Annotated in this window: 9 protein-coding genes; 3 read left to right on the forward strand and 6 right to left on the reverse strand. The window is 72.3% G+C overall.

The genetic code is table 11. From position 1 onward, the window contains the following. Positions 1 to 98 precede the first annotated feature (98 nt). Together ACFY9I_RS36785 and ACFY9I_RS36790 are read right to left on the reverse strand one after the other, a co-directional pair. Complete coding sequence (locus ACFY9I_RS36785; RefSeq protein ID WP_391010102.1) at positions 99 to 1,025, reverse strand: A/G-specific adenine glycosylase; 927 nt, start codon at positions 1,023 to 1,025, stop codon at positions 99 to 101. Positions 1,026 to 1,146: 121 nt separating this feature from the next. Beyond that, on the reverse strand, positions 1,147 to 2,199 hold the full coding sequence (locus ACFY9I_RS36790) for an LLM class flavin-dependent oxidoreductase (RefSeq protein ID WP_391010105.1): 1,053 nt from the start codon (positions 2,197 to 2,199) through the stop codon (positions 1,147 to 1,149). 281 nt (positions 2,200 to 2,480) lie between these two features. On the opposite strand from ACFY9I_RS36790, the gene ACFY9I_RS36795 reads away from it, so the two are divergent. Continuing rightward, on the forward strand, positions 2,481 to 3,308 hold the full coding sequence (locus ACFY9I_RS36795; protein ID WP_391010107.1) for a hypothetical protein: 828 nt from the start codon (positions 2,481 to 2,483) through the stop codon (positions 3,306 to 3,308). A gap of 575 nt (positions 3,309 to 3,883) precedes the next feature. Here ACFY9I_RS36795 and disA read toward each other — a convergent pair. From disA to ACFY9I_RS36810, 3 genes are all read right to left on the reverse strand, one after another. Continuing rightward, the gene (disA, locus tag ACFY9I_RS36800) at positions 3,884 to 5,008 is read right to left on the reverse strand and encodes a DNA integrity scanning diadenylate cyclase DisA (protein WP_391010110.1); all 1,125 of its coding nucleotides are present in this window, start codon (positions 5,006 to 5,008) and stop codon (positions 3,884 to 3,886) included. A gap of 80 nt (positions 5,009 to 5,088) precedes the next feature. After that, entirely contained in the window at positions 5,089 to 6,498 is a 1,410-nt protein-coding gene (gene radA / locus ACFY9I_RS36805) for a DNA repair protein RadA (RefSeq protein WP_391010113.1), read from the reverse strand. A gap of 254 nt (positions 6,499 to 6,752) precedes the next feature. Then, on the reverse strand, positions 6,753 to 8,153 hold the full coding sequence (locus ACFY9I_RS36810) for an alpha/beta hydrolase (RefSeq protein WP_391010116.1): 1,401 nt from the start codon (positions 8,151 to 8,153) through the stop codon (positions 6,753 to 6,755). 273 nt (positions 8,154 to 8,426) lie between these two features. On the opposite strand from ACFY9I_RS36810, the gene ACFY9I_RS36815 reads away from it, so the two are divergent. Beyond that, a complete protein-coding gene (locus ACFY9I_RS36815; RefSeq protein WP_391010119.1) occupies positions 8,427 to 10,139 on the forward strand; it encodes a hypothetical protein in 1,713 nt (570 codons plus the stop codon). 94 nt (positions 10,140 to 10,233) lie between these two features. Here the strand turns inward: ACFY9I_RS36815 and ACFY9I_RS36820 are convergent, their stop codons facing one another. Continuing rightward, on the reverse strand, positions 10,234 to 11,145 hold the full coding sequence (locus tag ACFY9I_RS36820; protein ID WP_391010121.1) for a hypothetical protein: 912 nt from the start codon (positions 11,143 to 11,145) through the stop codon (positions 10,234 to 10,236). A 71-nt stretch (positions 11,146 to 11,216) separates the two neighbouring features. Here ACFY9I_RS36820 and ACFY9I_RS36825 point away from each other — a divergent pair, with 71 nt between their 5' ends. Beyond that, entirely contained in the window at positions 11,217 to 12,149 is a 933-nt protein-coding gene (locus ACFY9I_RS36825) for a Ppx/GppA family phosphatase (protein ID WP_391010123.1), read from the forward strand. Positions 12,150 to 12,208 lie beyond the last annotated feature (59 nt).

The raw sequence follows: 12,208 nt of genomic DNA on the forward strand, positions 1-12,208 counted from the left end.
CGCCGATTCACCCCGTCGGGCGTGGGTCGGGACAGTGTTCCCTTGTTGCGGTGATGCCTCGGCCGTATGCGCCCTGAGCGGCGGGGCCGCTGCGACCGTCAGGTCAGGGGGAGCCGGTAGAGGCCGCCCGGGAGGGGTTCCACCAGTCCGTCGGCGACGAGGCCGTCGAGGGCACGGGCGCGCTGCACCGGCTCGTCCCACACCCGGTCGAGAACCGCCTGCGGCACGGGCGCGATCGCCTCCCGCAGTACGGCGAGGAGCTTGCCCCGGACCTGACGGTCGGTCCCGGCGTACGTCTGACCGCGCCGGGCGGGACCGTCGTGCGCGGGTTTCCCGGCCAGCCGCCAGGCGCACTGCCCGGCGATCGGACAGCGGTGGCACGTCTCGTTCTTCGCCGTGCACACCAGCGCGCCCAGCTCCATCGACGCGGCGGCCCAGCGCGACGCCGTGCCGTCGTCCTCCGGCAGCAGGGCCCGCGCCAGTTTCCGCTCGGCGGCCGTGGTGGCGTTCGGCGGGTACTGGGTGCCGCTGACCGCACGGGCCAGGACGCGCCGGACGTTGGTGTCGAGCACCGCGTGCCGCTGTCCGTACGCGAACGACGCCACCGCCGCGGCCGTGTACTCGCCGATCCCCGGCAACGCCAGCAGTTGCGCGTGATCCCTCGGTACGTCCCCGCCGTGCCGTTCCGTTATGGCCGCCGCCGCACCGTGCAGTCGCAGTGCGCGACGTGGGTACCCGAGCCGGCCCCAGGCCCGCACCGCCTCACCCGGCGGTTCCTTCGCGAGGTCCGCCGGACGGGGCCAGCGCGCCAACCACTGCTGGTAGACGGGCAGTACACGATTGACCGGGGTCTGCTGCAGCATGAACTCGCTGACCATCACCCCCCACGGTCCGGCCTCCGCGCGCCGCCAGGGCAGATCACGGGCGTGCGTCTCGAACCAGGCGATCACCGGGGTGTGCAGGGAGGTGGGGGCTTCGGTGGCTTCGGTGGCAGGGCTGCTCTGAGGCTTCGTGGGTGCAGTCATGGCACACCGATCCTGCCATGCGGGGACGGCCGCAGCCGGGTTCTGGCGGGGGCGGGTCGGGGAGTGAAAGCTGAGAATGTGGGTGGCCCGGGGGACGGGGACCGAAATCCGCGTGCCCGGCTCAGGCCGTCGGACGCCGACCCAGTTCAGGGCCCAGCTTCGTCGCGATGTCCGTGAGGATCTGGACGTAGTCCTCGTGGTCGAAGGTGAAGGGCAGGGCGAAGGCGACCTCGTCGATCTCGCGGAAAGCGGCGTGCGCGTGCAGCCGCGCGGCGATCTCGGCGGACGTGCCCACCAGGTCGGGCGCGAAGAGGAGCCTCCCCGGTCCCTGCGGCGCGGTGGTCCTGGGCAACCGCGCCGCCGCGTACGCCTCGTACTTGGCGCGCTGCCGCGCGTTCGCCGAGTCGGTGGGGATGACCACGAGCCCCTGCGACACCCGGGCCCGCGCACCGTCGGGGTGGTGCGCCCGGAACTCCCGGATGTGCGAGAGCTGGATGCTGGCGAAATCCGGGACGTGCGTGCCGCCCGGCTGTGGTTCCTCCGCCTTCACGACGCTGCTCGTCAGGAAGTTCATCCCGTTCTCCCCGGCCCAGCGGGCCGACCGGAGGCCGGCGCCGCCGTACCACATACGGCCGCCCAGTCCCGGGGACGTCGGCTGCACCCGGTCCGAGAAGGTTTCGAACCCCTCGCTGCCGCTGAAGTCGGACGCCTTCTCACCCCGTACGAAGCCGAGGAGACGCCGGACCCGTTCGAAGCTGAAGTCCTCGGCGTCGGCGGTGTCCGGGTACAGCGCCGACTTGACGGTGTCGTAGTGCATCGGCGGTCCGACACTGACACCCGGGTTGAGCCGGCCGCCGGAGAGGATGTCGACCGTGGCCAAGTCCTCGGCGAGCCGGAGCGGGTTCTCCCAGCCGAGCGGGATGACGGCGGTGCCCAGTTCGATACGGCTCGTGCGCTGCGAGGCCGCCGCGAGGACCGCGACGGGGGAGGAGATGCCGTACTGCAGATGACGGTGGCGCAGCCACGCGCTGTCGAAGCCGAGCCGCTCCCCGAGTTGGATGATCTCCAGCGTCGACTCATGGCCTCGACGGGGGTCGGTTTCGTCGAACAGGCCGATGGTCAGGAACCCCAGCTTCCGCAAGGGTCTCGACGTCGGTTCCTCGGGTCCGCCCATCGTCGTCCTCCAGGTCCCCCGACACGCTCCGGTGGTGGGGACGATTGTGGCAGGCGCGGATTTCGTGAACACATGTGGGCGGCCCGCGAGTTCATGCCGCTCGCGCGGCGCCGTCCCGGTCACGGAGGGTGCGCGAGCGGGAGCTACGCTCACGTACCGCGATCGTCGGGCGCCCGCCCAGGTCGGCGGCGGGGGCGGCCGGGATGATGATCCCAAAAAGTTGAGGTTTCGGGCGGCGGGTGGGGCGGGGGACGGGCCGGATCTCTCGTACAGTTTGCGCCGTGGGATCTCTGCGCAATCCGATCGGGCCGCTTCCCTCCTCCATCTACTGGCGTCGGAGGGCCATTCTGCTGACCGTCGTCGGTCTGCTCGCGCTGTTGGTCGTATGGGTCGTCACCAGTGGTGGCGGAGGCGGGGACGACAACGCGGGTGAGCCCGACGGCAAGAATCCCGCGACCTCCATCACTCCTGGGCCGTCCGGTTCCGGGCCCGCGATCAGTGAGGCGCCGGGAGGGCGTGAGGAGTCGGGCGACGAGTCGACTTCGGGGGGCGGCAGTTCGGGATCGGGTTCTGGTTCCGGGGCCGATGCGGGCTCCGGGGCCGGGGGTGCGGATGGTGGGGCCGGTGCCGCCGGGGGTGGTACGTCGGACGACGGCGGCAAGAACGGGAGCAGCTCCGGTGAGCAGGTGCCGGCGGGGTCCAGTCTGCCCAACTGCACCGCCGGAGCGGTGAAGTTGACCGTGCGCAGTGTGCGTAACGCCTATGCGCCCGGAGTGAACCCCACGTTCGAGCTCATCGCTCGTAACTCCTCCGGTGGGGACTGCAAGCTCGATCTCGGGCCGGACAACACGGTGGTGACGATCACGGCGGCTGACGCGGACGAGGCGTTCTGGGCGTCCGACGACTGTCATGAGACCGCGGGAAGCCTGCTGTTCAGGGTGCCGGCCGGGGATCGGGTCACGTACACCGTGGAGTGGAACCGGGATCCGAGTGCGCCCAACTGTGCGACGCCGAGCCCGGGTTCGGCTGCCGCCGGTACGTATCTGGTGGAGGCGAAGGCGCCGGGGCTGGCGACGGCTCGGACGTCGTTCGTGTTGGAGAAGGACTGACGGGTGGGGTTCGGTGGCGGCCGGAGGGTCCTGCCCGGGATTCTCGCCCCGCCGCCCCTACCCCTCCCTCCCTCACCCGCTCTCGGCTTCGCTTGAGCGGGAGGTGCCCCCAACGAGGGGCGCTGCGCTGCCCCTTCGACCCCGGGCCCACCCTGGGGTTCCGCCCCCGGACCACCCGCGTCGGCCTCGGCCTCGTCCTCAACGCCGGGCGGGCTGAGTGCTGCTGGGCTCGGCCTCGGATGTGGAGTCCGAGCGGTGTGAACAGCGGGACGAGCATCTGGAGAGGCAGGGCGAGGAGGACGGCCCCCGGCGGGCCGTGGCACCCGTGCCGGTGCGGGCGCGGCTTGTTCAGCTCCTACTGCGGGCTGCGGGCCAAGCGCTGGGGGCTGCGGGCTGAGGGTCGCTGGGATCTGCCTCAGCGGTCAGTGGGCTGGGCGGGGGCGCCTCGGCCTCGGAGGTCGGGTGGGCTGGGCAGGGGCGCCCCGGCCCCGGTGGTCGGGTGGCGCTGGGCAGGGGCACCTCGGCCTCCGTGGTCGGTGGCGCTGGGGGTGCCCGGTGTCGGTTCGGGCCGGAGGCTAGACGTACCGCTCCAGGATCGACGACTCCGCCAGGCGGGAGAGGCCCTCGCGGACGCTGCGGGCTCGGGCCTCGCCCACGCCGTCGACCGTCTGGAGGTCGTCGACGCTGGCGGCGAGGAGCTTCTGGAGGCCACCGAAGTGTTCCACGAGGCGGTCGATGATGGCGCCGGGGAGGCGGGGGACCTTGGCCAGGAGGCGGAAGCCGCGCGGGGAGACGGCGGAGTCCATGCCCTCGGGGGAGCCGGTGTAGCCGAGGGCGCGGGCGACGGTGGGGAGTTCCAGGAGCTCGGCGTGGCTGAGGGCGTCGAGTTCGTGCAGGGCCTCGTCGACCGTGCGGGAGCGTTTGGCCGTGGGCTCGGGGACGTAGTCACGGACGACCAGTTCGCGTTCCGGCTCGACGCCTGCGATCAGTTCGTCGAGCTGGAGGGCCAGGAGACGGCCGTCCGTGCCCAGTTCGACCACGTATTCGGCGATTTCGGTGGCGATACGGCGGACCATCTCCAGACGTTGGGCGACCGCCGAGACGTCCCGGACCGTCACCAGGTCCTCGATCTCCAGAGCGGAGAGGGTGCCGGCCACCTCGTCGAGGCGGAGCTTGTAGCGCTCCAGGGTGGCGAGCGCCTGGTTCGCGCGGGAGAGGATCGCGGCCGAGTCCTCCAGGACGCGGCGCTGTCCGTCGACGTACAGCGCGATGAGGCGCATCGACTGGGAGACGGAGACGACCGGGAAGCCGACCTGTTTGCTCACGCGGTCCGCCGTGCGGTGCCGGGTGCCCGTCTCCTCGGTGGGGATCGTCGGGTCGGGGACCAGCTGGACACCCGCCCGCAAAATCTTGGAGAGGTCCGAGGACAGCACGATGCCGCCGTCGAGCTTGCACAGCTCACGCAGGCGCGTGGCCGTGAACTCGACATCCAGGACGAAACCGCCGGTGCACATCGGCTCGACGGTCTTGTCGAAGCCCAGCACGATGAGTCCGCCCGTGTTGCCACGGAGAATCCGCTCAAGCCCGTCGCGCAGGGCCGTACCTGGTGCCACGGCGCTCAGTGAGGCGCGCATCAGGCCATCGGCACCGGAGCTCCCACCGGACTTTCCGGGAGCTGCTGCCCGGTCGTTGGCTGCCACTGCACTCCTCCGGTCGCAGGTTCTGGGGCGCTCCGTTTCGCACACGTGGTTCGTACGGACGGGCGAGACCTGGGCAAAGTCTACCGGCGGTCCTCCTCGTCCCGTGGGGCCTCTCGTCGACGCGATCGCGGCAGCACCCGGAGCGCGTCTCCCATGTCGGCCACTTCCAGGACCTTCATGCCGGGAGGAACCTTGCCGGGATCGGACGGAACGAGCGCGTGCGTGAAGCCGAGGCGGTGCGCTTCGGCGAGACGGCGCTGGACGCCGGTGACCCGTCTGACCTCACCCGCGAGGCCCACCTCGCCGATCGCCACGAGGTTCTTGGGGAGAGGGGTGTCACTCGCCGCCGAGGCCAGGGCCAGGGCGATCGCCAGGTCCGCGGCGGGTTCGGAGAGCTTCACGCCGCCCACCGTCGCCGAGTAGATGTCCCGCTTGCCGAGGGCGCTGATCCTGCCGCGCTGCTCCAGGACGGCCAGCATCATCGAGACCCGGGACGTCTCCAAGCCGGACGTCGTACGGCGGGGGGAGGGGAGCTGCGAGTCGACTGTGAGCGACTGCACTTCGGCGACCAAGGGGCGGCGGCCCTCCAAGGTCACCGTCAGACAGGTGCCGGGGACGGGTTCGGCGCGGCGGGTGAGGAAGAGGCCGCTGGGGTCGGTGAGACCGGTGATGCCCTCGTCGTGCAGCTCGAAGCAGCCCACCTCGTCCGTGGCGCCGTAGCGGTTCTTGACGCCGCGCACCAGACGGAGGCGGGCGTGGCGGTCGCCCTCGAAGTGCAACACGACGTCGACGAGGTGCTCCAGGAGGCGGGGGCCTGCGATCGCGCCGTCCTTGGTGACGTGTCCCACGAGGAGGGTCGCCATCCCGCGTTCCTTCGACGCGCGGATGAGGGCGCCGGCGACCTCGCGGACCTGGGCCATGCCGCCGGGGGCGCCGTCGATCTCGGGGGAGGCGACGGTCTGCACCGAGTCGAGGATGAGGAGGGAGGGCTTGACCGCGTCCAAGTGGCCGAGGACGGCGGCGAGGTCGGTCTCGGCGGCGAGGTAGAGGTGGTCGTGGAGGGCGTTGATGCGGTCGGCGCGCAGCCGGACCTGGCTGGCCGACTCCTCGCCGGTGACGTAGAGGGTGGGGTGTTCGGCGCTCGCGGACTTGGCCGCGGCGTCGAGGAGGAGGGTGGACTTGCCCACGCCCGGCTCGCCCGCGAGGAGGACCACGGCGCCCGGGACGAGGCCGCCGCCGAGGACCCGGTCCAGCTCGGGCACGCCGGTGGAGCGGGCGGTGGCCTGGCGGCCGTCGACCTGGGCGATGGGGACGGCGGTCGTGGTGACCCGGCCGGGGGCCGTCGTACGGATGGCGGGGGTGCCGTACTCCTCGACCGTGCCCCATGCCTGGCATTCGGGGCAGCGGCCGAGCCACTTGGCCGTCTGCCAGCCGCACTCTGTGCAGCGGTAGGACGGTCGGTCCTTCGCGGTCTTCGTACGGGCAGCCATGCACGAACCGTAACGGAGCCCACCGACAGTCTCCGACGGTTGGCCGGGGTGAGCGGCTGGGCGGGGCTTCTTGGGGTGGGCCGGGGGGTGGTGGGGGTGGGTGCCTATTCGCCGTGGGGCGCGTGTGTGTGGTTCGTGGTCGCTCGCGCAGTTCCCCGCGCCGCTGTGGAAGGGGCTGCGCCCACTTCAGGGCGTGCCTCCGCCGGCACCCCGGCGAGCGGGACCAACTCCCGCCCAGCCGCGATGGACGGTGCCTACGGGCGGCGCCCGATCGTCAGTTCCGCCGGGTGGTAGGGGACGTACGCCGCGCCGTCGAGACCGAGGGCCACAGCCGCGGCCTGGAGGGCGCGGGGCGTCGCCGCGGTGCCCCAGCGGCCCGTGTCGAGGCGGTGTTCGACCGCGTGCAGGGCGGCGACGGTCTCTGCGGTCGTGAAGGTGCAGTGGCCCTGGCGTTCGACGTAGGCCTGGCGCAGGAGCGGTCCGTCGCCGGAGGCCCGGACCCGGTCGGCGAAGCGATTCTCCTGCTCGACGGGGACGAGGTCGTCGGCGGTGGTGTGGATGTCCAGGAGGGGCACGGCCAGGCCTTGACCGGCGGAAGAAGTGCGCTCGCCGGCGGCCACCGCGGCCGGATCCGCGGTGATCGTGGCGCCGGCGGTGAGCGCGCGCAGATCGGACCGCAGGCTCAGCCCCGCCTCCCGGTACAGCGCGCCGACCAGCGGCGCGTGCTGGGAAGCGGCCAGCACGCGTGCGTAGTCGATGCCCCTGTTGCCGGAGTTGTTGCCGCCGAGGGCCTTCTCGATGTCGTAGCGGCCCCCGACGACAAGGTCCAGGACGCCGCGCGCGAGCCAGTCGTACTGCTGTTCCTGCTTGCCCGCCCAGTCGTCGGCGGCGGGGCGCTCCTTGCCGGGGGCCCACGCGGGCAGGTTGAGGAAGGCGGCGGCCAGTGCGATCCTCGCCCGGCCACCGGGGGTCTTCTGCGCGGTGGCCACGGCCGTGGTGAGCTGCCGGACCGTGGCCGCCGCCTCGGCCCGGGACGCGAAGTCGACCAGCTTCACGTCCGTGTCCGGCAGGAGGAGGCGGGCGATCGTGTACTCGGCGTCCAACTGGTAGGTGTGCAGGTCGTTGGCCCCGGCGACGAGCCCGCACAGGCCCAGGGCCCCGTCGATGCCACCGGCCCCCGAGCGGGCGAGACGGGCGTTGACCAGGCCGCCCATGGACTGGCCGATCGAGAGGGTGCGGGTGGGCTCGCCGATCTCCGCGGTGACCGCGTCGATGGTGGCGATCTGGTCGCGTTCGGCGCTCTCCAGGGCCCACAGCGTCTCGCTCGTGTCGTACGAGGAGCCGGCCAGCGCGTAGCCCTCGTCGAGGAGGCGCAGCCGTACGGCCTCGGAGGGGGCGTTCTGGGCGACGGTGACGCCGAAGCCATGGCTGAAGACGAGCAGGGTGCCGTTCCAGTCCTCGGGGACGTCGGCGATCCAGGTGGCGCCGTCGGGGAGGGTGCCGTCGAGGCGCTCGGCGGTCGGGCCGGCCTGTCCGACCGCCCCCGCCGTCCTCGGGGCGGCGGTCGAGGCGTGGACGGCGGTCAGGGAAAGGACCACGGCAGTGGCGAGAGCGGCGAGGGTGCGGGTGGCGGAGCGGCGGGCGGGTGCCGTCATGGGGGCGGGGCTCCTGTCGACGCGCTGGGACGGGGGAGTGGGGGAAGCGGATGTGGCGGTGTGGGCCGTGTGCCACTGGGCGTAACTGAAGGTAACGGATACCCTGGAATGTAGGGCTGTTCTATTATCACGGTCAAGAAAATGCACAACATTGGCGCGCGCAGCAGCGGAACCTGGGGTTCCTGTCCCCTTATGAGGGATCGTTTCACCCGTACGGAGTAAATGTGCTCAAGGGGTGAGAAGCCGCTGCTTCCGGGCGCCTACCGTCCACAGATGATGAGCATCAGTCCGGAGACCTCGCCCCGCCGCACCGGCGCACACCAGGCGCACCGCGAGGCGCGCGATCGGGCGGCGGCGCGCGCCGTGGCACAGCGCCCGCCGGCTCGCTACGAGCCCTACCTGGACGGCCTGTTCACCTACTGCATGTCCGTGCTGTGCGATCACGACGCGGCGCTGGAGGCCCTGACCGAGGTGCTCACGCTCGCCGAGCGCCGTCGAGGTCCCGACACCGCCGACGACCGCCGGGCCTGGCTCTACGCGTTGGCCCGCTGGTCGTGTCTGCGCAAGCTCGCCGAGGTCCGGCAGAAACGCCCCGGCACGCACGCTTCCGGGCGCCCACCCGCACACGGCGGAGGCGTGGAGAAGCCGCGCCAGAAGGGGGGAGCCAGGTCCGCCGCCCTCTCCGAGGAGGAGGAACGGCGGCGACGGCGTGAACTCGCCCTGATCGCCTGGCCGGAGGCCGCGGGGACCACTCCCGAGCAGCGCGAGGCACTGGAGCTGGCCGTGCGGCACCAGCTCGCCGCCCATGAGGTCGCCGATGTGCTGGGCATGGACACGGCCGCCGCGCGGGAGCTGCTCGCCTCGGCTGCCTGCGAGGTCGAGCGCACCCGGGCGGCCCTCGCCGTCGTCGAGAGCGGCGGCTGCCCGAGCATCGCCCGCCTGACCGACGATCACCAGTTCGTGCTCAGCGCCGCCCTGCGCCGCGAACTCGTCCGGCACGTCGACGACTGCCCCGTCTGCCGCCGGGCCGCCGAGCGCGCCGTCCCCGGCCGCTGGCCCGGTATGAGCGTCACCCCCGCCGAGCTGCCCGTGCTCGAAGCCCCGCGAGCGGCCCTGGGCCTGGCGACGGCCCACCTCACGCGGGTGCGTGGCGGAGCCCCGCGCTTCGACCGGCGCGGTTTCCCCCTGGACCCGAGGGACCGCGCGGCCCGCCGGGACCGGCTGCGCGCGCGTGCCGTCACCACGACCGTCGTCGCCACCGTCGTCGCCGCACCCGTCCTCGCCCTCTGGGTCGCCTACCGGGGCGCCCCCGTCATCGGTGAGGGCGACGACGGCCGCCCCGTCAGCGCGGGCGAGGAGCACGGCGACGGCACGGTCGGCGACGGCGGCGGCGACACGTACGAGAACGCCGGCAACGCCACCCGGCCGGGCGCCCGCCTCGCCAGAGGCAAACACACCGAGGACGACGTCTCCGTGGAGGTCAGTCAGGGGGCGGGCCGGGGCGTCCTCGCCGTCACGGCCGGGCACGACGGCGAGACCACCCTCATCACCCTCCGCAACACCGGCGACTCACCCGTGCGCTGGTCCGCCCGTACCGGCGCCGACTGGCTCTACCTCAGCCAGTCGGCGGGCACCGTGGAGCCCGGCCGGACGGCGACGGTCAAGGTGTTCGTCGATCAGCTCAGCGAGCCCGCCGGGTACTGGACGGCACAGGTCGCACTCGCACCCTCGGACGCCGTCGTGACCATCGAGGGCCACGGGCCGGTACCGGCACCCCCGGTCGACCCCCGCCCGACCCAGCCGGTCCCGGATCCCGGCCCGCCCAGGCCCACCACGCCGCCCCCGACCCCCGACCCGGACCCCGCGCCGACCGGCCCCTCCCAGCCCGACCCCACCCCGACCCCCACCGACCAGGCCCCCACGGACCCGGGAGGCCCGCCACCACCGCCGAGCGACGGCGGCGGAGACCCCCCGCCGGCTCCGTAGGCCGACGGGAAGGGACGGGCTCAGGGCCACGCGTGGATATGGCGCGGTGTGGCGGGGTGGCTGGGCGGCTTGGTGGCTCTCTGGCTTTCTGGCTCTATGCGGAATCCTGTGCCGGCCCTCGAACCGCTCCCCGAACCGGATCCGCCGGATGCGGAGCCACCAGCGGCAGTCGCGACGCCAGTCGCTGCTCGCAGAGTTCGACCAGACGGTCGTACCCCGCCTTGCCCATCAGCTCGATCAGCTCCGGCCGGTACGACACGTACACCGGTTCGCCCGCGCCGTGCGCCGAGGTCGCCGACGTGCACCACCAGTGCAGGTCATGGCCGCCGGGGCCCCATCCGCGCCGGTCGTACTCGCCGATCGACACCTGCAGCACACGCGTGTCATCGGGCCGGTCGATCCAGTCGTACGTCCTCCGGATCGGCAACTGCCAGCAGACGTCCGGCTTGGTCTCCAGCGGCTCGCGGTCTTCCCGGAGCGCCAGGATGTGCAGCGAACAGCCCGCGCCACCGGCGAAACCGGGCCGGTTCTGGAAGATGCACGACCCCTGGTACGGACGGGTCTGCCGGTCGCCGTCCTCGTCCTCGGAAACCCAGCCGGTCTCCGTGCCCACATCGTGGAACTGCCAGATCTCCGGAGTGAGCCTCGCCACATGTGCGGCGACGCGCTTCTCGTCGTCCTCGTCCGAGAAATGGGCACCCAGGGTGCAGCACCCGTCGGCAGCACGGCCGGCCTGGATGCCCTGGCAGCCGCTGCCGAAGACGCAGTTCCAGCGAGAGGTCAGCCATGTCAGATCGCAGCGGAAGACCTGCTCGTCGTCCGCCGGATCAGGGAACTCCACCCACGCGCGCGGGAAATCGAGCCCCTTCTCGTCGGGCGCGATGGACTCCGCCGGATCCTTCTTCGACTTCGGTGGCCTGGTCGCCGCCTTCGCCCGCGAAGAGCCGCCGGCCGCAGCCGCTCCTGCTGCCGACTTGTCGGCCTTTGCCTTTTTCGTCTTTGGCACCCGTCCAGAGTACGGCGCGCGAGGCCGCATCGAGCACGGCGAACACCTTCGCTGGCAGTAGCGTTCCGTACATGAGACTCGGTGTCCTCGACGTGGGATCGAACACGGTGCATCTGCTGGTGGTGGACGCACACCCGGGCGCGCGCCCTCTGCCCGCGCACTCGCACAAGGTGGAGCTACGCCTTGCCCAACTCCTCGACGACGCCGGGGCCATCGACCCCCAAGGGGTCGACAAACTCATAACGGTCATCCACGAGGCCCTCCAGGCCGCCGAGGACAAGGGCGTCGAGGAACTGCTCCCGTTCGCCACCTCAGCGGTGCGCGAGGCCACCAACGCCGACGACGTCCTCGCTCGTGTCCTCGACGAGAGCGGCGTCGAACTGCAGGTCCTCACCGGCGCGGAGGAGGCCAGGCTGACCTTCCTGGCCGTCCGCCGCTGGTTCGGCTGGTCGGCCGGCAAGCTGCTCGTCCTCGACATCGGCGGCGGCTCCCTGGAGATCGGCTACGGCATAGACGAGGAGCCCGACGCCGCGGTGTCGCTGCCGCTCGGTGCGGGCCGCCTCACCGCCGGGTGGCTCCCCGACGACCCGCCCACGCCCGACGACATCCGGGCCCTGCGCCGGCATGTGCGGACCGAGATCGCGCGTACGGTCGGGGAGTTCAGCCGCTTCGGCGCGCCCGACCATGTCGTCGCCACGTCCAAGACCTTCAAGCAGCTCGCCCGTATCGGTGGCGCCGCCCGTTCCGCCGAGGGCCTCTACGTCCAGCGCGACCTCAAGCGCGAGGCGTTGGAGTCGTGGGTCCCCAAACTCGCCGGCATGACCACCGCCCAGCGAGCCGCCCTGCCCGGCGTGTCCGAGGGGCGCGCCAACCAGCTCCTCGCGGGTGCGCTGGTGGCGGAGGCCGCGATGGATCTGTTCCAGGTGGAGACGCTGGAGATCTGTCCCTGGGCGCTTCGTGAGGGTGTGATCCTGCGGCGACTGGACCATATGGGTACGGCGTAGGTCGGGTGGGGCGCGGGGTTGTGGCAGCCCCTACCCCACCCGGTGGGGGCTGCCACAAC

The organism is Streptomyces sp. NPDC012510, assembly GCF_042955065.1.
In the GTDB taxonomy this organism is placed as follows: domain Bacteria; phylum Actinomycetota; class Actinomycetes; order Streptomycetales; family Streptomycetaceae; genus Streptomyces.

What these genes read in the sequence shown, in the direction of transcription:
- ACFY9I_RS36825 (WP_391010123.1), top strand. Translation starts at nt 11,217, where the DNA reads ATGAGACTCGGTGTCCTCGACGTGGGATCGAACACGGTGCATCTGCTG.
- ACFY9I_RS36785 (WP_391010102.1), bottom strand. Translation starts at nt 1,025, where the DNA reads ATGACTGCACCCACGAAGCCTCAGAGCAGCCCTGCCACCGAAGCCACC.
- radA (WP_391010113.1), bottom strand. Translation starts at nt 6,498, where the DNA reads ATGGCTGCCCGTACGAAGACCGCGAAGGACCGACCGTCCTACCGCTGC.
- ACFY9I_RS36810 (WP_391010116.1), bottom strand. Translation starts at nt 8,153, where the DNA reads ATGACGGCACCCGCCCGCCGCTCCGCCACCCGCACCCTCGCCGCTCTC.
- ACFY9I_RS36815 (WP_391010119.1), top strand. Translation starts at nt 8,427, where the DNA reads ATGATGAGCATCAGTCCGGAGACCTCGCCCCGCCGCACCGGCGCACAC.
- ACFY9I_RS36790 (WP_391010105.1), bottom strand. Translation starts at nt 2,199, where the DNA reads ATGGGCGGACCCGAGGAACCGACGTCGAGACCCTTGCGGAAGCTGGGG.